The sequence below is a fragment of the Sphingobacterium sp. UT-1RO-CII-1 genome (assembly GCF_026711005.1).
Taxonomy (GTDB): domain Bacteria; phylum Bacteroidota; class Bacteroidia; order Sphingobacteriales; family Sphingobacteriaceae; genus Sphingobacterium.
In genome coordinates this window covers 680,702-700,131 of record NZ_JAPPVJ010000002.1, presented here as the reverse complement: position 1 = coordinate 700,131, position 19,430 = coordinate 680,702, and the positions used below count along the sequence as shown (strand labels likewise).

The following is a 19,430-nucleotide window of genomic DNA, read 5'->3' as shown; positions in this document are numbered from 1 at the left end:
TGTATTTATTGATGATATTTTTTCGAATACCCTATACAACACATGATGCTATTGCATCCTTAACCAGGAGCAAAAGAAGCAGTGAAGTATGAGCTTTTAAAACTGTGTTTTAGCTATTAGGAGGCGGGGTAGGGACCGAGGCAACGAATGTACAGATGATCTTTTCATTACGTAGATAGTTACGTTGCTTTCCGTTGTTTTCTATAGTTGGGTTTAGTGTTAAGTAGTCTATAGCATCTGGTTTGAAAACTTTAGCGCCATTTTCGTGTAGATCTTCATTATTAGTGGTCGATCCTTTAGACGTTTGTTCAACTTCAAGTTGCATCAAAACTTGTAAGACTGTTCCTTTGTCCAGTGTATCTACAAAGATTGGAGTGCCAGCAATGAGCATTTTTGTTAAAAAAACAAAAAAACAAACCTTTGCTACTAAGATTTGTTTAGCCATATCAAATATATGTATGTGCTTAGCTATTTTCACTTAAACAAAAATAAAATAAAAGATCGAAATATATGTGCGTTTTGAAATTTTATTATAAAAAAAAATGAAAAAACATACGTAAAAGGTTGTTTTTTTGAATAGGTGGTATCTATTACTACTTAAAAATATAAGGCGATATTGCTTGTTATGAAGTTGAAAAATTATGCCATTGTTCAGTATTGTTGGGTGCTTTTTTAGGTTTTATTTTTTGTGCAGTTTCCAATACTTCAACACGCCATCAACAGCATCTTTCTCTAGTAGCTGTTGGTTAGCACGGCATAATATCTTGAGACATTTTTCGAGCTCGCTGATGTGGAGTTCGACATTTTCAGCCTTCAACTTTTTGTATATTTCCAAAGCATTTTGTTTTTGATCGAAATACCCATCGGCTATCCATTGCTTGAGAAGAGCCAAGAGTGGCTCGTTTGTTTTGCGTGTAGTTCCTTTTGGAGCCTGTTTCTTTTTCCAAATGATGCGTGTTCCGTCACCATTCATGTCGTAAATGATATGCGAGAAGCCTTTGTATCCTTCCTCCTTAATCTTTTTGGTATAATGGAGGTGTATATCTCCAGGTGGCGTACTGTTGATAAGTATTCTCGAAAAAGGACAATCGAGTAGATAGGGCAGTAGGTCGATCTGATCTTCGTGGAATCTGTTCTTGTCATTGGGCTTAACGATGAAGCCAAAGACGTAATTGTTGGGTTTGCCAAGGAGAAATGAAAGCTCATCATCGCTCATACCGATTTCGTTGAGCCGTTCGATTACCTGACAGATGATAACATAGTCCATCCGTGCCATGACCACGTCTGGTTTTTCAGGTTTGCGTACAGATACTATATGTTCGACTTCGATCAAGGTTAAGGATAGGTGAGAATTTAAAATTCAATGGATATTTTGACTTTTCCACCCAATCCTTTTTCGACAACATCGTATAAGGTTTTTAGGGTAATGTTACTCCCGTTATTCTCTATTTTTGAAATGTACTCACGCTTCTTATCGATGATTTCTGCAAGTTCGGCTTGGGTCAAATGTTTTTCTTCACGGGCTTTTTTAAGCATTAAGCCGATTTTAAAAGATTCGAAGTCCCTATCGAGTTCATCACGCCTTTCAGTCCCTACTTTACCGTAAATATTGTCCTTTATATCTTTCCAGTTTTTAGTTTCCATCTTCTTTGCCTTTCTGTTCGTAATATTCAACCATTATTTGTTGCGCTTTGTCGATTTGGCCTTTAGGTGTCTTCTGTGTCTTCTTTTGAAATCCATTCATTAAGACGACAAGTCTGTCGCCATCAAAAAAGCAAAACACACGCCATATGTTAGAACCTAGTTGGATCCTAGCCTCATATAGACCATCGGTTCCTGTCAAATGTTTCAAATAGTTTTTTGGAACGCGTTCGAGAGTTTCAATAGCCTCAATTATTTTGAATATTTTGTCTTGTACTTTCTTTGGTTGCTCCAAGAGGAAGTCCTCAAAATAATTTTTAAAAGCTATGACTTCTCTAACTCTCATAATACAAAGGTAATTTAAAAGTTACTTTTTATCAAGTTCTATTTCTTGAACTCTTCCCACACTTTGGTAACGACGGCTACCTCTTCAGGATTCTTACTGGTTAATGCCAAATGCTTCAAAAGCTCTTTTATATCGTTAAGCACATAGGCTTTAGAACTTGCGTGTATACCTGCTATAACTTCTCTCGCAAATGCCAGGTCGGTAAGGGATACTACGGCTTTGTCTACCTTATCATGCGAATTACTCACCTGCCAATCATCAGGAGGAGTGATGTCGGACAGCTCACAAACTAAGGCATCTGCTATAAGGGGATAGTCGGCTGAGTTGTATTGGTAAGGGGTACTTTTGTTTTCAATAGCAGCAACGTAACCTTCACTTTTTTTGATGTCTATGGAAAATAGATAGGCAGACCGGCCCTTAACTAATCTTTTAAATTTTACCTTATTTAAGATGTATAGCGAAAACCTGTTGATTTTATCCATCACGCATTATACATGAGTTGATTTATATATATAATTCAAATCGTCTACGGTAAAATTTGTAAAAATCAAAATTATGCTTACCTTTGAAAAGTGGAAGTGGTATTTATAGCTGTTTCCGCTATGTTATTTGGCTATTGACGCTGAATCTTGCTAACGAAAACGTAGGAAATTTTCATCAAGCGCAAGTTCAGGAGATCAATGCCTAATCTCTACCTTTGTAGCAGAAGGAGAGATGGGCATTCTCTTGTTTTCGCTTAAGGTTCTCCTACGACCCTCGTTGGAAAATAAGGTTTGTCCCATCTCTTTTTTTGATGGATATTCCTTTCACATAGATTCATTGCTCAATCGGCTACGATTATAAACTAAGGAGCAATGATGAAAAAACAACTACTTCAAAACATTTTTTGCCCTCCAGAATAATGGGGTATGCATAGTTTATTTGCTACAAACTATGCTTATGTATTCCTATGGACGAGGGCGCCCCGATATAGGATTTTTATTTTTTATAAACCATTTATGAATTTTATAAATCTATGTTACTATGATGCGATTTTTACGCAAAGGGGATTGTTATGCCCTTAATAAACCCCTGATAAAATACTCTGACTCTTCCCTTTATGGCTTTAGGTGCCTAATGCTGTCTTTTTTAGGCAAGTTTTATTATCAGTTTAGTTGTAATGTTCAGAAGTCCCGCGCCCGCGGGACAACTGGCGATGCCTTTAAATTGAAACGTGCTTCGACACATGGGCTACACTTTCTAAAAGCCGTCTATGAACAACAGCGACACATGCTCGATACATATCTGACACATGAACGGCACAACAACAACACATGTTTGACACATGAACGACACATGAACGGCACAACAAAGTGTGTGAAAAAGGGTGATAAAGGCAAGAAACCAGCAGTTATGAAGCGGTCATGGAGCATGGCTAGTGTAATGTCTTTTAATACACTCCTTATACACTGTTACTACTTCACGCATACTTGGCTAATACTTAGGCCATACACTAAGAGCGCTTCGGCTAGGGTAGCCGGATGGTTCGGGGTGGCTTCGAGATTGGGTCGTACTTTGGTGCACATTTGTTCGACTGGTGTTCGACTGCTGTTCGAGTGTTGTTCGAGTGCTGTTCGAGTGCGACTCGAAGCCCAGTCGAAGGCGAGTCGAAGAGCACCCGAAGGATTGTCGAACAAGTGTCGAAGCCGACTCGAAGCCCAGTCGAAGGACTGTCGAAGAGCACTCGAAGGATTGTCGAACAAGTGTCGAACACGACTCGAAGAACTGGTAAATAGATTGCTGCGTTTTACTTGCAAGGAGGGGAAGGTGGAGAATGATCTGTACATTAATCGATTGATTTTAAGGTGGTTTGGGTCGATTTGCGGAGGGGTTAGGGGTGAAGTGGGGTCTATGTTAGTTAAAAATAAAAGGAGCTCTCAAAACAGCTTAAATGAAGCGAATGGTTTTCTGCTTGATAAAGAAAGAGCTGACGATATTAAAAAGCCTATGGTCTATGGCTTACAGGTTATAGCGATATTTTGTGTGTTGTTTAATTTTGCTTCCGTGGTGGAAGCAAAGGCTCAGGAGCTCCGCCAAGGCGGGGCAACTGGGATAGGGGAGATCAAGCCTTTAGAAATAGGGGATACCATCCCTGAGGAAATATGGAATATGCCTTTGCAGGTAGTAGAATATGGAGGGAAGACTAAAGAAATTCGCCTGGCCGACTATCGTGGGAAGGTTATAATTTTAGATTACTGGGCGACGTGGTGCGGGAGCTGTATTTTATCTATGCCTAAAATGCACAAATTAGTAGATGCGTATCCAGATGATGTGGCTTTGATTAATGTCACTCATGAAGGAACTGAATTGATTTCTAAATTTGTTGCAAAAACTGCTTCGCCACAAATTCGTGAACTGGGAGACAACTTTTTTTCAGTGGTAGAAGATAAAGTTTTAAACGAGCTCTTACCCCATCAGGGTTTACCTCATATTGCTATTTTTAATACTGAAGGTGTTTTAGAGCATATTACTAATCCAATGGCTCTTAATCAGGATGTGATTGGCGGAATGGTAAATAAGCAAGAATATTATTTGCCGAAATACCGAGATAAACTAGATACTACTTTACTCTCACTTACTTTTTCGGATATTAAATATGAAAGGCCTGCTTACTATACCAGTGTATTGGGCTATTTAGATGGGTTTATGTTGCCTTCGGGTGAAAGGATAGACTCCCTAAGTAAGGTTAAACATGGTTTTTATATTAATTATCCAATTCTTAGACTGTTATCAATTGCTTCGCAATCAGAATTTAGTGTAATGATGCCTAATAGACGTGTTATGCTCTTAGATAATCCAAGTAAATTAGAATTTCATCATCTAAGAAATTCGAGTTATAACTGGAACATATATGACTATACCTATGAATATGTTTTACCTCTTTCTTATAATAAAGAGCAGGTTTTAAAAAGAATGTATAATGATTTGTCTGAGCTGTCGGGGTTTTATGCTGAAAAAGTAAGACTCTCAATGCCATGTCTTATCGTAAAGGATGGTGATCATGAAACTAAAAGATCCTTGCAATCCAAGAATAATGTTGTTTTAGTTTTGAATGAAATAGTAGAAGATAGAAGCATTCCACAAAAAGTTGGGCTTTCAGCCGATGGGGCAAAGAACTATTTTAAAAATACATCGGTAAATAATATAGTCTACTTTCTAAATAATCTTAAGTCTGGAGCTGTTCCTTTTCTCATTGATGAGAGTAGCATTGATTATAGCATTGACTTTGACCTGCCCGATGATTTAACGGATATTGATGCATTACAGAAATGTTTTGTCAATCAAGGGTTACAGCTTGAGTTAGAAGAAAGAGAGATCGATATGTTTGTGGTCTCTGATGGGCGGATTAATACATCCGATCTTGTAAATGCTCCTTTGGAGTTAACCAAATTTGGATATGTGCTCAAGGAGGGAGATCAAAATGAGTAGGTATATTATTAAATATGCAGTGCTGATCGCTTTGTTTTTAAGTGTGAAAACTAGCGTTTTTGCACAATCGATAATTCGGGGTAGAGTACAAAGTAATAGCTCTGAGGTGGTAGAGAATGCTACGATTACCCTTAAGGGAAGTCAAATCAAGACAGTTACAAATAAAGAAGGTGAATTTACATTAAATGTAAATGTAAAAAAAGGAACCTTAGTGGTCAGTAAACTGGGGTTTAGTTCTTTCGAATTAGATTTTGAAAATAATAATCTACCACTTTCAATAGTTCTTAGCACAGAAAAAAAAGAAATAGAAGAGATCATTGTCAATACTGGTTACCAAAGAATACCGAAAGAAAGAGCTACAGGTTCTTTCGAATTTGTTGATAGTACATTATTTAACAGGCAGATGGGCTCAGATGTCATTAGTCGTTTGGATGGTATTATGCCTGGCCTTCTGTTTGATAAGAGGAGAGGCAATGAAGCTGCTATGATAGTGCGAGGAGTTGCCTCATTGGGGCTTACAGATATGCGTCCACTTGTTGTAGTGGATGATTTCCCTTTTGAAGGAGATATCAATAGTATCAATCCAAATGATGTGGAAAGTGTAACCTTACTCAAAGACGCTGCTGCTTCCAGTATATGGGGGGCGAAGGCAGGTAATGGTGTTCTGGTTATCACTACAAAGAAAGGCAAAGATAATACACCATGGCAACTTTCTGCTATTGCTAATAGTACTTTTATTCAAAAGCCAGACTTATATTATAGTCCTCGGATAAACTCTAAAGATTATATTGAACTGGAACAGTTTCTTTTTGATAAAGGGACATATAACTCTATGTTAAATAATACGAGCAACAGACCTCCGCTCACACCAGTAATTGAACTACTAGAATTACACAAACAAGGGGAAGTAAGCGATAATGAACTTGAAGAGAAGCTGCAGTTTTATTCTTCGCATGATATGCGTAATGATTTATCCAAGTATTTTTACAGAGCAGGGTTAAACCAGCAGTACGCCTTAAATCTTAGTGGAGGAGGGCATAATTATTCTTCGTTATTTTCTATAGGGTACGATCAAAACAGCGCAAATACTGTAGGGAGAGATTTGACAAGGTTGACTCTAAATTTTCAGAATACGATACGTCCGTTGAAAAATCTGGAAATTGATATGGGAGTGAGGTATTCACTAAATGATCAAAAAAACAATCATCATGTTGGAGATTTGCAAATGATGTCGGGCAGAAATTTATACCCTTATGCACGGTTAGTAGATGAAAGTGGAAATGGATTGGTAGTCGAGAAAGATCTTAGGGGGAGCTACCTTGATATAGTTGAAGGAAGAGAAGAAGTATTAGATTGGCGTTATCGCCCCTATGAAGAGTTGTCGTTGGCAGACAATACGATTAAGAAGAGTAATATTCTATTTAATACAAGGGTAAAATATCAAATATTGAAAGGGCTATCTGGAGAAATGAGCTATCAATATGAATACCAGCCTACGCTAGAAAGACATCATTATAGCGATAAAACATATTTTACACGTAACCTCATCAATCGTTTTACACAAATAAATGGAGCTAATATTAATCATCAGATACCATTGGGAGGAATTTTAGATCGGTATTATTCTAATATTCATGGGCATTCTGGTCGTGGACAAGCCAATTATAATAATAGATTTGGTCAACATTCTGTTTCTGCAATCGCAGGCTTTGAGCTAAGACATACCAGTAATCGTGGAAATAGTTACAGAACCTTTGGGTACGATGACGATCTTTTACTCACATCCCTTGTTAATTCTGTTGATAGATTGCCTGTTTATGATAATTTAAGTGGAGGAGCTTTGATACCAAGCTTTAACAACGAATATGGTACAGTGCACCGTTTAGTATCTTCTTATATTAATGCAGCTTATACTTATAATGACAGATATACTTTTTCAGCTAGTGCTAGAAGAGATGCTTCTAATTTATTTGGTGTGAAAACCAATGATAAGTGGACACCTTTATGGTCCGTCGGAGGGGCATGGAATATAAGTAACGAACCATTTTATCAGTTTGATTTAATTTCCTTTCTAAAGCTCCGTACTACATATGGGTATAGTGGTAATGTCTGGGCAAATGGTGCAGCAGTTACGACTATTGATTATAGGGGAGTGACTAGGACAGCAAGGTTACCCTATGCTATTGTCAATAACCCTCCTAACCCAGATTTGCGTTGGGAGAATATAAGAACCATAAATGTAGGCGTAGATTTTGGTTTAAATAAAAATATTTTGAGAGGAAGTATTGAGTTTTATCAAAAGAAAGCTTCTGATATTATAAATTCGGTTACTACTGATCCTACTATAGGTTTTAATTCTGTTGCAAGAAATAGTGCTATTGTAAATAATACAGGATTAGATATTACTTTAGATAGTAGATTGGAATATGCTGGGGTTACTTGGTCTGGGCATGTGAATTTATCAATAAATAAAAATACGGTTGAGAAATATCTTGTTGAGCCAAATAGTTATAATTCTTGGGTCGGTGGGTCAGGAAGTACGATATCTCCAATAGTTGGTCAGCCTGCTTATTCTATGGTGAGCTACAAATGGAAAGGTTTGGATCCTGAGACAGGTGATCCTATAGGATATTTAGAAGGAGAACCGTCTAAAGATTATGCACGTTTGACCCAAGCTATTGCTTTAGAAGATTTAGTGTTTCATGGTACCGCTTTACCTGTAACTTTTGGAGCTTTACGAAATACTTTCAGCTATAAAGGGTTTTCTTTATCAGCAAATATCCAATTTAAAAGTGGCTACTATTTCCGACGTGAAACTATTAATTATACATCACTTTTGTCTCCAAGTATGTCGCTCTCTCATGGAGATTATTATCAGCGTTGGCAAAAGCCGGGAGATGAAATCAATACGACTGTCCCTTCTATGATATATCCATCCAATAACCGTAGAGATGAATTCTATCGAGAATCAGAAGCAACTGTTGAAAGGGGAGATCATATACGTTTACAGGATGTGAATTTTTCTTATTCAATAAGCAATAATAATAAAAATATGCTTGTTAAAAGCCTCACTGCCACACTGTATGCTAGACACCTGGGTATTATATGGAAAAAAACAAAGTCTGATTTAGATCCAGAGGTAAGACAAGTACCTTTCCCTAGAACTATTGGAATAGGGGTAAATGTTAAATTTTAAGATTATGAGAAGTATTTTATTGAATATTATATGCTTATTGGGGCTTCTACAATTCGGTTGTACAGAATATTTGGATGAAAAACCTGATCAATCATTGGCTATACCGAGATATATCCGCGATCTACAGGCACTAATGGATTACGAAGATAGAATGCTTATGCATTATCCAGCCGCAGGTGACGTGGCAGCAGATTATTATTACCTCACAGAAGCAGACTGGGAGGCGAGAAATGTCGATGTTCGAAATACCTATATCTGGGATGAAAATGCACAGAATAGACAGGATTGGACCTATGGATATTATCGAATATTCTACTCAAATGTAGTTTTAGATCATATTGATAAGGTGGATTTAGGAGGACAGTCTGAAACGAATAGAGATAATGTAAAAGGGCAAGCCTACTTTTTTAGGGGAATGGCATTATTTCAGTTGGCAGAACTTTATTGTCCATATTACAGTATTGGAATGGAAGATTCAGAATATGGTTTGCCTCTGCAACTTGAGTCAGACATCAATGAGCTCGTCAATCGGTCGTCTGTAAAGGAAACTTATAAACAGATTATAGAGGATCTAACACTTGCTCATCAATATCTTCCAGAGAAATCACATACTGCAGTTCGACCATCTAAAGAAGCTGCATATGCTTTGTTAGCGCGCATAAATTTAGTGATAGGTGATTATGAAAAAGGATTGAAGTATGCTGACTTAGCTCTAAATGTTGATAATGAGTTGATTGATTATGGTGAACTAGATGCGAATTTACCTTTCCCTTTTACTTTATTAAATAAAGAAGTCATTTTCTATGGAGTTAGTTTAGGTACAGCAAGTGTCCATAATCAAACAAGAGCAAAAGTGGATACACTTTTGTTTGAAAAATTTAAAGAAATTGACTTAAGGAAGTCTTTGTTTTTTGTGAAGGAAGGCGATAAGACGATAAAATATAAAGGAGATTATAACGCCACTGGTACTTCAATATTTGGTGGTTTGGCTCGAGATGAAGTTTTTTTAATAAAAGCTGAATGTGAGGTTAGATTAGATAAAGATTCTGACGCAAGGCACACGTTAAATCATTTATTGAAAAATCGATATGTGGCGGGCAGTTATGGCGTGCCTGATGATTTGAAGAGTGAAAGCCTTTTAAGTTATGTTTTAGAAGAACGTGAAAAACAACTACTTTTTAGAGGAGGGATTCGATGGTCGGATTTGAGAAGATTGAATCAAGATAAAAGATTTGAAAAAACATTACAACGAAAGTTAGGAAAGGAGCTTTATGAGTTACCTCCCAATGATTTGCGTTACACTTTTCTTCTTCCTTTTGATGTAGTAGAAATAAGTAGTTTAAAACAAAATCCGCGTTAATAAAAAAAAGGCATGCTAAAAACATGCCCTTTTGATTGACGATATTGTCTTTTAGAAAGTTGGTGTATATGGAGCAAGGTGAATATTTTCGTGATCAAGATCACTACTCAATGCTTCTTCTAAACCATCAATATCACTAAAATTAGGCTTTTCACTATCTTCAGCACTAGCTGGAGCTTCCACCATACAAACCTCTTCTATTCCTCTACAATCTGAGATGCTACCAGTTGTTGGTTCATAATTGTCAGGGTCTGCAGGGTTTAAATTTGGAGACTTCAACATCCATTTCTGCTCCGTTTGCGTCTTTTCCGCAACAGCTGCTTTCATTTTAGCGTTTACCGTGTAAACACCTAATGCTAATAGTAGTGCCATCGCAGGCACAAGTTTAATGAGCTTTTTCATAGCTTCAAAAATTTAATTGTTTATAATATTTGGTCAGAGAGCGGGAAAGCCTGGTAGAACGTTTTAGCAACTTGCCTGTTCTTATGTTTTTCCTTGCGGAGATTGATATCTAAATTGTCGCAATCCCAAAAGGTTCTACCTTTATTTCCCCGGTCCTCAAGACCCTTTTTGCGGCTTCCCGCCGAAAGCCACTATGCATAGTTTGTTTTTATTCTTTCTTATTGTTTGCTTTTAATGTTTTGCTTTTATAAACGAAATAAAATCCTGCTAGCGCCACCAGCGTATGTATGGCGTTAAAATAAAAGTGTTCGCGCCAGCCCATATCTTCAAACACTTTCCCGCAGGCACAGATCACATAGCCATACACTTCTTTATAAGCCAGGTAGGCATATACGGTATAGGCAAACAGCAGAGACCCTGCAAGCAGAAGCCCCCAAAGGCGTGTCCGCCTAAATAAGAGCAGCAGCACGGTCGTCCACTCAATAATGGGCAGTGCATAAACCAATATTGGTTTTGACCAGCTCGGGAGCGGTTGCTTGCCCATCTGAATACGAAACACCGCATGGTGCAATACTTTGCTCAAAGCTGTTTGTACAAAAAGATAGATCAGCAGAGCAGAACAGAGCACCGCCAGAGCGTCTAGATAGATTGTCAGATGCTGCCTGAAATGTTTGTTAATATCGCCTACTACTGCTTTCATGTTTCTTTGTCTTTTTGTTTCTATACAGCCAAGAAAATCTTGTGGTTTTCTTGTATGTAGCTAAAGCAAAGATAATAGCAGTTGTTGGGCTAGGGTTGACCAAATCCGTGGTCTTGTGTATACAGTTTCCGTGGTAGCGCTCAGGGGCGTACTACAGGCTTATAAAAGATAGTATTCTTTCTTCGGTGGATATCCCGTTTCCCTTTCCTTGCGTCAATTCTGCAATAAGAGGTTTTGCTTGTCATATTCCTTAAAGTTAGGCTCCCTTAGTTAACGCATTTTTTTAGTATAGTTAAGAAACTCACTGGGCGTCTTGCCTGTTTGCTTCTGGAAAAAACGTGTAAAGGCCGACACCGAGCTATAACCGCAAGCGTAGGCGCAGGAGCTTATGGAGGGCGAGGTGGCCAATAGCTTTTTTGCTATAGCGAGTAATGTGGTGTCTTTTAGTTCACTTAACGAGCAGCCGTAATATATTTTATGGATTTTGTTGAGATAGTCGACATTTCGATCCAGTAACTGTGCGAGCTCATGCACACGATACTCTTGTCCCAAGTGTTGTACCTTTTGCACAAGTAGTTTGTGTGCTTTAGTGGCCAAATTTTTGTCTGCGCTTTCTATCTTATACTCATCAAACACCTTTTCTTTTGAAAGTTTGATCAAGGCAATATAATGTGTCAATATGGTGCTTTCGTTGGATAGGTCAACATCGGTCAATTCATCGCAGAGTTGCTCGATATAAGCATGTGTTCGTTCAGCTACTTTAAAATCAATGCTGGCAACAGGCGCTGAGAGTTGCTGGCGCTGTGCATGCAGTAGGGGCAGAAGAAAATCAAATTGTAATTCATAATTTCTGCGGAATATCTTACCGTCAAAATAGAAACCAAAGAGTAGGCTTCTGCCTTTGGGCAGTACAAGGTAATATCGCCCTGTCGGAAGGTAGAAGTAGCGGGCACGCTTTGCAGATAAAACTATTTTGGTGTCTTTTTTATTTTTAGCATATAATTCAATCTCTTGGCCCTGTATTAGGTAGAGCACATGTAGATCGTTTTTCTTGATCTTGATAGGCATAGTTTTTTCTTGCTCTACGCTTATTTCATGGCAATATAGATAGCCATATCTGCCATCGAACTCTTGCGTAATGGCCCAATCGGAATCTTTCTTATAGTGCTTTTGTTTCGAATGACGGATTAACACTTCGGGCTCTCTAAGACCGACTGTGCTCGGGTTTAGAGCTCGGCCAAAGTAAGCGCGTAAATTGATATGTAAACTTTTTTTCATGATGTGGAAAGATGAATAGTGTATACTATTCTTTTTGTTTATAAATGTTTCGGGCAGTTTAGGACTATTGGCTTGCTTTAACAAGGCAAAAAAAGGGGAATTTACAGAATGTACATTTTTTGCACAGGATTTAAGGACTTTTTTACAGAATGTGCTTTTTTTGTACAGGGTTGAGTAATAGTGTTTTAAATAAAAATGATTATATTAGGTTTTTATATGTTATGTTTTATGGTGGAATGGCCTTTTAATAGGCAATTCTCTAATCATGGATAACTTATGAGGAAGCTAACTAAACTGATTTGCCTAACACTGTTATATATAATGGTGGCGCTACTGATTAATTACGGCTGGAAGCTGGTGTCGGGGCAAAGCATAAACCTGTGGTCGAAGAGGGCCTTTGTGGTGCTGTGTGGTACGCTGATTTTGCTGCTGCTGTATACCTTTTGGATATGCGGTGCGTCGAGCTGGATGTTTTGGAAAGAGGACGTGTTTAAGGGGCGTATGAACATGTTGCTGTATTTTGCACTTTACCTGATTGTCGTTGTGCTGCCAGTGGTAGGGGCGCATACCTTGCTGCTTCATGTGATAATGGAAACGCATAAGCTTAGTTTGATGCAGTCGCGCTATTGGACGACAGAGTTTTTGTTTTTCCTGCTGCCTGTGGTGAGCTATGCCGTAGTGGTTTATTTTTACCCGCAGTATAAGCTGTTTAAGGGTGAGATGGGCGAGGAGAATGGGATCTCCGACTTGCAGAAGTGGGAGTACAGCAGAAATACAGCTTTCCTACGGATGCACCTGAGAAGAAAGTACCCGCAAGAACCGTCATTTCTTAAAAACAGTGCGGTAATGTTGCTGTATGTTGTGTTTCTAGAAAAAGTAGATCGCTATGATCTGGCGTATCTGGTGACAGGCGAGAAAATAATTATCGATCCTGACAGGGGTGTGCTGGAAGAATGCGAGGCGAAAAACTGGATAGTGAAAATTTCGGAAACCGTGCAAGTGAATATGCTCTATGTAGACTGGCCGATAAAAAATTTTAGAAAATTGAGACTAGAAGAGGAGGTATGGTACCGATTTAGAAATAAAGGAATAGAGCTGGATAAATTAAAAGAACTGATAGATGTAGGGCGAAGAATGGAAGATAATGTAAAAAAATTTATTGCGACCAATAATAAAATGGGGGATGCAGGCTGGGATACACAATTAAGGCTGTTGAAATAGACGCATTTATTACAGCGGTTCCCAAAACGTTGCAAGAACTACCTCGGATACTGTCGCGTCAAGAAAGCAGGGCAGCAGTCCGATAAGAATGGATTTTGGAAGCGCAGCGGCTTAAATACATTCCGGACTTCGCACTGCTTTTAGCGAAACAGCATCCTAGTCTTGATTTTTGTTTACTTTTTATCAAGAAAAAGTAATAGATCTTTCATCAAAAAAAGTAATAGGTAAAGATAATAATATAATAAAGGCATTATAAACGAGCGAATAAAAACAAGCAACAGTATCCTGTGCTAAATACGAAGTTATCAATAGGTGTGAAGAGTTGTTTTTTGTAATACCCTTTTTAACCTTAATGATAAATTAACACCCTATTAATAGCAGCTTTATAACGAAATGTTAACCTTGTAGCATCTCGTTTTTGTGTATGAAGCAGCAGGTTAAGGATATATCAGTTGAAGAGTTCCGCTCATTTCAAAGCGGCGACTCTAAGGCTTTCCGTATGATCTTTGAAAAATATAAAGATACCTTGTACCGCTTTGCATATTCGATTAGCAAAGACAGTTTTGTAGCCGAAGAAGCCGTTCAGGAATGTTTTATAGTACTTCACGAAAAGCGCATTACTATACAAGAGCCAAACGGAATTTACCCATTCTTATTTGTTTTAATAAAAAGACACCTTATAAAGGTATTTAGGAGATCCGTGGTGGCAACCCGATACAAAAATGAACAACTGCCCACCTGGACAGAAGATCGTAATACTTTGGAAGAGCACTTAGAATGTAAAGACCTTCTAGATTTAATAAATAAGTTGGTAGACCATCTGCCCGATAAAGAACAGCAGGTTTTTAGGCTTAATAAACTGGACGGGTATAGCTGCGAAGAAATATCGCAAGACTTGAAAACATCAAAAAATACGGTAAAGAACCAATTGGCAACCGCCTCTAAAAAGATAAGACTACAGCTTAGTCGTATGTATTCGTTAATTATTTAATTTTTTTTCAGTTTACAATAGTTCTTTCTATTGACCTAAGCTATTATAGGTTTAAAAGGAAGAATAAATTGAAAAGAGAAAGACTCTATTTTTTGGTAAAACAGTATAGAGATGGCAACATCGCTGATGAAGAGCTGAAGGAACTTAAACAGTATGTGGAAAGTGAAAATTCGGATGAGCTTCTGTCAGCAGTATTTGTTGAGCTGGATGAAAAGGAGGCTTTGTTACCGCCAAAAGAGCTGGGGGGAACGGAGCTGTTTGAGAAGATAAATAAAGTGATAGATGATAGTGCCCGACGGAAAGATAATAAGCAAGTAAAACTTTTGTTTTATATGAAAACGGCAGCTGCAGTATTGCTTATGATAGGGGGGGCTTTGACGATTTGGAAGATAAGTAGTCCTTTGACACTGCCAGCAGATGAGGTGTTTGTTGGTTTACAAGAGAGTATTGTACCAGGCAATAATAAAGCTCGCGTAGTACTTGAGGACGGGAGGGAGATTGACTTGGAAAGCCTGCCCAATGATACTGTCCTGCGGATGGAGGGCTATGCTTTGGTAAAAGGTAAAAAAGGAGAGGTTTCTTATAAAATGGATGCCGGCACTAGCACGAAAAACGGACGGTATAATACAATTATTGTACCAAAAGGAGGTGAATATAAGCTGAATTTGCCTGATGGTAGTGAAGTGTGGATGAATGCATCCAGTAGTCTGAAATACCCACTGTATTTTGGTAGTGAAAGTAGGGAGGTTGAGCTACAGGGCGAGGCTTACTTCAATGTGAAGAGGAAAAAAGTAGGCCCTAAGAATTTACCTTTTATTGTGCATTCGGGTAAGCAGAAGTTGGAGGTGCTTGGTACAGAGTTTAATGTAAATACGTATGCTCATGCTATCCGGACAACTCTGGTGGAAGGTGCTGTGCGGCTAAGTTTTGGCAATGCAGAAATAAAAGAACTAAAACCTAATCAACAAGCTGTTTTTAATGATAGAACCCAAGAGCTGAATATACGGACGGTACGTGCGTATTATACAACGTCGTGGAAAGACGGCGTATTTGCATTTGATAACGCTGAACTGGATGAAGTATTGGGCAGTATAGCACGGTGGTATGACGTGAGTTTTGATTATGAAAAGGATAAACCCAAAATACGTTTTACTGGAGTGATATCTAGGTATGAGAATATAGCGAAATTATTAAAGGCGATAGAGATGACAAACAGCGTGAAGTTCAAAATAAAAGAAAGGAGGATAATGGTTCAGGCACTTTAAGAGAAAACTAAAAGTATCAGGAACGCTGCGAACGCTCCTGATATGTGCAGTATTTATAATTCAAAACAATTAAAAAACCGTATTAACAAATGTATAAAAAAATTAACATATCTTTTTTAAAAAGGGATATGCGTTCGGGTAGAGGGCGATCGCTTTCTATGAAATTAGCACTTGCGTTTATCTATACCGGAATATTGTCTTCCGGCGCAAATACGTTGGGACAAGTAGTTACTATAAATAAAAAAAATGTAAAAATGATCGATGTGCTTTGGGAAGTACAAAGACAAAGCGGTTATAATATATTTTACGATGCGGCACTTATACCAGCTAATTTGCGGTTGGATGTCAAGTTGAAAAAACAGAGTCTAGGCACTGCTTTGACTCAGATTCTTCATGCGCATGGCATGGATTATAATATGTCTGATAAAAATGTAATTCTCCATGCACGTAAAGTAATCGAAAAAAATCAACAGGAGAGTACGGTGAAACTTGGAAAGCAACAGCAGCTTGTGCAGGGAGTGGTAAAAGATGATAAAGGAGCAGTGCTATCAAATGTTACGGTGAAGGAGAAAGGTACAAATAATGGCAGTATCACGAATAGTGAAGGCTATTTTGAAGTTGAAGTATCTAAACCATTGACAGTTTTACAGTTTTCGTATGTGGGCTTTGAAACTCAAGAAATGAAGCTGACCAACCAAAAGATAATAGAGGTGAGGTTAAGTCCATTGTTTAATGAAATGAACGAGGTAGTGGTTGTGGGTTATGGTACACAAAGAAGAAGCGATCTGACGGGCTCGGTGTCGAGCATAAAAGCCGAGCAACTGAGTGTGGCACCTATGGGACAGGTGTCTAATTCGTTGCAAGGACTCTCTTCAGGCTTGGAGATTGTAGCTAATGGAGGGGCGCCGGCCGAAGAACCAACGATACAGATAAGAGGAACAGGAAGTATTAATTCTTCCAACCCCTTGGTGGTGATTGATGGGGTGCCCTCGGGAAAACTGTCAGATATTAATCCTAATGATATTGAGCAGGTAGAAGTATTGAAGGACGCATCTTCGGCAGCTATTTACGGAACAAGAGCTGCAAATGGTGTGATACTTATAACGACGAAAAGAGGGAAGCTGGGGCAGCCGACACAATTTAATGTTAATCTGTATTCGGGTATTACGAAGGTAAATAATAAGTTAGATTTGCTCGGTGCAGAGGAGTTGAGTATGCTTAAGAAAGAACGTTATACAAATGATGGTATAGCTGTTAACGAGTTTTGGAAAGATAATTATTATAGCAAGACCAGAACAGATTGGCAAGAGGAGCTGTTTCAGACCGGAAGATTGGAAAATATAGATTTAAGTGTTCGTAGCGGAGGGGAGAAGTCTTCGTATCTCACAAGCTTGGGTTATTATAACGAAAAAGGAATAATGTTAAGCTCCAAGTTTAGTCGTCTGTCTGCTCGGGTCAACTCAAATCATGTAATTTCGGATAAATTGAAGTTGGTGCAGAATTTTCAGTATAACTATAGAAATTGGTATAGCCCGTCAACAAGTTCTGTATATACTGGTGTGTTGTGGCAGGCTTTACGCTTTAACCCGGCTATTCCCGTAATGGGAGAGAATGGCGAGTGGGGGACAGCATCGGCAAATAATGAATTGGGAGATATTAATAATCCGGTGTATGAATTGGCTACAGAGGATAGAAATAAAAATAACCACAATATATTGGCTTCTCTTGCGCTGGAATATGGTATAGTAGAAAGCTTGAAGTTGAAGGCAAATGTGGGTTTTGAGGGGAATGTATATCAAGCGAAAGATTTTTTTCCGAGCGTAACGCAACAAATGAGAAGACGTAATGATGCGGAGTTAAGTGTGACGGATGAAAGAAATCATACGCTTTTGGGAGAAGCATATTTGGATTTTCGACGCACGATAGACCAACATAGTTTGGATGCTGTAGCTGGAGTGTCGATGCAGGCGAAGAAGGGAAGTTTTCAAACAGTGAAAAAGATAGGTTTTGCGGATGAGGATATGGATCAGATTGTGTTTGATAATGGCGCAACGATGAATTCAATCACAGGAAATTATGTAGTACCACAGAAGTTGGCTTCTGCTTTTGCAAGGGTTAACTATAGTTTTGATGGAAAGTATCTTTTGACAATGACCATGCGTAGCGATGGTTCGTCGAAGTTTGCGCCAGGTAATAGATGGGGATATTTTCCAGGTTTTTCAGCAGGTTGGAAATTATCGGAAGAAGCGTTTATGGAGTCCGTTTCTTTTGTTGATGAGTTGAAGCTCAAAGCAGATTGGGGAATGTTAGGCAATCAAGAAGTGGCAGATATGCAATATCTGACGGTGATCAAAAGAAATATCGATTATGGTAATAAATATACGTTTGGACCAGATAGGGTAGGTGGCGCACGTATCACAAGTTTGGCAAACCCGTTTATTACTTGGGAAAAAACGGCCATGACAAATATAGGGGTTGATGCTGTATTGTATAATGGAGGACTTACAGCAGGTATAACTTGGTTTGATAAACGTACAACAGATATGTTGATACCGGCAGTAGCAATGGGAACAGTGGGGAGAGCGACCATACCGGATTCGAATATCGGAGAGTTGAGAAATTGGGGATGGGAAATTGAGCTGGGACACCGAAAGCAGTTGGAAAATGGGTGGGCCTATAGTGTGGGAATGAATCTGACATTGCTTAAGAATAAGGTGACGAAGCTGTATGGAGATAATAATTATATCAGTTCGTTGTTTTATGGAAGACAGTCCCAAGAGATATCGCGTACCTACGAAGATATGCCTTTAGCTTCTTTCTTTGGTTGGAAGACCAAAGGCTTGTATCAGAACCAGCAGGAGATTGATGCCGATGCCTATATAGCGAATGATAGCAGAAAGGGAAATATAAAACCCGGTGATGTACGTTTTGTGGATACAAATGGGGATGGTGTAATAGATGAGAATGATAGGATGTATTTAGGAGATCCGAACCCAGATGCTATATTGGGGCTACAGCTGGGGGTGGCGTATAGGGGTTTGGCTATGCAGGCAAATGTTACAGGGAATTTTGGTGGACAATTGTATAATGCAGATCGCATGCAAGGTTTGGATCCGACGTATTCGTATAATATGTATGCAGAAGCTATGAATAGGTGGAACGGTGAAGGAACGAGTAATCAAATACCACGGATGAGTACACAAAGAGTTAACCTGAATCACCGTACATCGGATCTATTTGTAGAGAATGGGAGCTTTGTGAAGCTAAAGACATTGACTCTTTCGTATACGATTCCAACAGGTGAGAGAAGTTTTATGAAAAATATGAATGTGTATCTGATGGGAGAGAATTTGTTGGTGTTAAGTTCTTATAAAGGTTATAACCCGGAGATAGGTTATTCGGATGGTAATTTACAACGGGGCGTAGATTATGCAAACTTTCCGTTTAGTAGGAAGATAAACTTGGGCTTTAGATTTGATTTTTAAGATGAATGAAATGCTCATGTTTAGGGAAACACAAATATCCATGAGTATTCCATATGATAGATAAAAAATAGATTATA

The 19,430-nt window shown here is 38.5% G+C and carries 15 protein-coding genes; 7 read left to right on the top strand and 8 right to left on the bottom strand.

The features are described from left to right. Positions 1 to 109: 109 nt before the first annotated feature. The 5 genes from ORI89_RS06865 to ORI89_RS06845 all read right to left on the bottom strand — a co-directional run bounded on the left by ORI89_RS06865 (position 110) and on the right by ORI89_RS06845 (position 2,469). On the bottom strand, positions 110 to 445 hold the full coding sequence (locus ORI89_RS06865) for a hypothetical protein (protein ID WP_268229704.1): 336 nt from the start codon (positions 443 to 445) through the stop codon (positions 110 to 112). A gap of 234 nt (positions 446 to 679) precedes the next feature. Continuing rightward, positions 680 to 1,333, bottom strand: coding sequence for a hypothetical protein (locus tag ORI89_RS06860; RefSeq protein ID WP_268229703.1), 654 nt, complete (start codon positions 1,331 to 1,333; stop codon positions 680 to 682). Between the two features lie 20 nt (positions 1,334 to 1,353). Then, positions 1,354 to 1,644 (bottom strand): helix-turn-helix domain-containing protein, encoded by a 291-nt coding sequence (locus tag ORI89_RS06855; RefSeq protein WP_268229702.1) that lies wholly within the window; start codon positions 1,642 to 1,644, stop codon positions 1,354 to 1,356. Next, positions 1,634 to 1,987 carry a type II toxin-antitoxin system RelE/ParE family toxin gene (locus ORI89_RS06850; protein ID WP_268229701.1) on the bottom strand — a complete coding sequence of 118 codons (354 nt, stop codon included), beginning with the start codon at positions 1,985 to 1,987 and terminating at the stop codon, positions 1,634 to 1,636. Before ORI89_RS06850 ends, ORI89_RS06855 begins: the two co-directional genes overlap by 11 nt. Before the next feature lie 38 nt (positions 1,988 to 2,025). Beyond that, the gene (locus ORI89_RS06845; protein ID WP_268229700.1) at positions 2,026 to 2,469 is read right to left on the bottom strand and encodes a hypothetical protein; all 444 of its coding nucleotides are present in this window, start codon (positions 2,467 to 2,469) and stop codon (positions 2,026 to 2,028) included. Between the two features lie 541 nt (positions 2,470 to 3,010). Here ORI89_RS06845 and ORI89_RS06840 point away from each other — a divergent pair. The 3 genes from ORI89_RS06840 to ORI89_RS06830 are packed head-to-tail and all read left to right on the top strand — an operon-like array spanning position 3,011 to position 10,011. Continuing rightward, on the top strand, positions 3,011 to 5,455 hold the full coding sequence (locus ORI89_RS06840; RefSeq protein ID WP_268229699.1) for a TlpA family protein disulfide reductase: 2,445 nt from the start codon (positions 3,011 to 3,013) through the stop codon (positions 5,453 to 5,455). Continuing rightward, positions 5,448 to 8,651, top strand: a complete 3,204-nt coding sequence (locus ORI89_RS06835; protein WP_268229698.1) for a SusC/RagA family TonB-linked outer membrane protein — start codon at positions 5,448 to 5,450, stop codon at positions 8,649 to 8,651. The genes ORI89_RS06840 and ORI89_RS06835 overlap by 8 nt, the downstream gene beginning before the upstream one ends. 4 nt (positions 8,652 to 8,655) lie before the next feature. Further along, positions 8,656 to 10,011 (top strand): RagB/SusD family nutrient uptake outer membrane protein, encoded by a 1,356-nt coding sequence (locus ORI89_RS06830; RefSeq protein ID WP_268229697.1) that lies wholly within the window; start codon positions 8,656 to 8,658, stop codon positions 10,009 to 10,011. Between the two features lie 51 nt (positions 10,012 to 10,062). Here ORI89_RS06830 and ORI89_RS06825 read toward each other — a convergent pair whose 3' ends face one another. From ORI89_RS06825 to ORI89_RS06815, 3 genes are all read right to left on the bottom strand, one after another. Next, complete coding sequence (locus ORI89_RS06825) at positions 10,063 to 10,413, bottom strand: hypothetical protein (protein WP_268229696.1); 351 nt, start codon at positions 10,411 to 10,413, stop codon at positions 10,063 to 10,065. A 208-nt stretch (positions 10,414 to 10,621) separates the two neighbouring features. Next, a complete protein-coding gene (locus ORI89_RS06820; RefSeq protein WP_268229695.1) occupies positions 10,622 to 11,113 on the bottom strand; it encodes a MauE/DoxX family redox-associated membrane protein in 492 nt (163 codons plus the stop codon). A 270-nt stretch (positions 11,114 to 11,383) separates the two neighbouring features. Continuing rightward, the gene (locus ORI89_RS06815) at positions 11,384 to 12,391 is read right to left on the bottom strand and encodes a helix-turn-helix domain-containing protein (protein WP_268229694.1); all 1,008 of its coding nucleotides are present in this window, start codon (positions 12,389 to 12,391) and stop codon (positions 11,384 to 11,386) included. 276 nt (positions 12,392 to 12,667) lie between these two features. Here ORI89_RS06815 and ORI89_RS06810 point away from each other — a divergent pair, with 276 nt between their 5' ends. From ORI89_RS06810 to ORI89_RS06795, 4 genes are all read left to right on the top strand, one after another. Then, a complete protein-coding gene (locus ORI89_RS06810; protein WP_268229693.1) occupies positions 12,668 to 13,612 on the top strand; it encodes a hypothetical protein in 945 nt (314 codons plus the stop codon). A 424-nt stretch (positions 13,613 to 14,036) separates the two neighbouring features. Beyond that, positions 14,037 to 14,603, top strand: coding sequence for an RNA polymerase sigma factor (locus tag ORI89_RS06805; protein WP_268229692.1), 567 nt, complete (start codon positions 14,037 to 14,039; stop codon positions 14,601 to 14,603). A 68-nt stretch (positions 14,604 to 14,671) separates the two neighbouring features. Next, positions 14,672 to 15,868 carry a FecR family protein gene (locus ORI89_RS06800; RefSeq protein ID WP_268229691.1) on the top strand — a complete coding sequence of 399 codons (1,197 nt, stop codon included), beginning with the start codon at positions 14,672 to 14,674 and terminating at the stop codon, positions 15,866 to 15,868. 89 nt (positions 15,869 to 15,957) lie between these two features. Next, positions 15,958 to 19,353 (top strand): TonB-dependent receptor, encoded by a 3,396-nt coding sequence (locus ORI89_RS06795; RefSeq protein WP_268229690.1) that lies wholly within the window; start codon positions 15,958 to 15,960, stop codon positions 19,351 to 19,353. Positions 19,354 to 19,430: the final 77 nt, after the last annotated feature.

Bases quoted from the DNA above. Each gene is read 5' to 3' on its own strand.
- ORI89_RS06865 (WP_268229704.1), bottom strand. From the start codon at position 445: ATGGCTAAACAAATCTTAGTAGCAAAGGTTTGTTTTTTTGTTTTTTTA.
- ORI89_RS06855 (WP_268229702.1), bottom strand. From the start codon at position 1,644: ATGGAAACTAAAAACTGGAAAGATATAAAGGACAATATTTACGGTAAA.
- ORI89_RS06850 (WP_268229701.1), bottom strand. From the start codon at position 1,987: ATGAGAGTTAGAGAAGTCATAGCTTTTAAAAATTATTTTGAGGACTTC.
- ORI89_RS06845 (WP_268229700.1), bottom strand. From the start codon at position 2,469: ATGGATAAAATCAACAGGTTTTCGCTATACATCTTAAATAAGGTAAAA.
- ORI89_RS06840 (WP_268229699.1), top strand. From the start codon at position 3,011: ATGATGCGATTTTTACGCAAAGGGGATTGTTATGCCCTTAATAAACCC.
- ORI89_RS06835 (WP_268229698.1), top strand. From the start codon at position 5,448: ATGAGTAGGTATATTATTAAATATGCAGTGCTGATCGCTTTGTTTTTA.
- ORI89_RS06830 (WP_268229697.1), top strand. From the start codon at position 8,656: ATGAGAAGTATTTTATTGAATATTATATGCTTATTGGGGCTTCTACAA.
- ORI89_RS06825 (WP_268229696.1), bottom strand. From the start codon at position 10,413: ATGAAAAAGCTCATTAAACTTGTGCCTGCGATGGCACTACTATTAGCA.
- ORI89_RS06820 (WP_268229695.1), bottom strand. From the start codon at position 11,113: ATGAAAGCAGTAGTAGGCGATATTAACAAACATTTCAGGCAGCATCTG.
- ORI89_RS06815 (WP_268229694.1), bottom strand. From the start codon at position 12,391: ATGAAAAAAAGTTTACATATCAATTTACGCGCTTACTTTGGCCGAGCT.
- ORI89_RS06810 (WP_268229693.1), top strand. From the start codon at position 12,668: ATGAGGAAGCTAACTAAACTGATTTGCCTAACACTGTTATATATAATG.
- ORI89_RS06805 (WP_268229692.1), top strand. From the start codon at position 14,037: ATGAAGCAGCAGGTTAAGGATATATCAGTTGAAGAGTTCCGCTCATTT.
- ORI89_RS06795 (WP_268229690.1), top strand. From the start codon at position 15,958: ATGTATAAAAAAATTAACATATCTTTTTTAAAAAGGGATATGCGTTCG.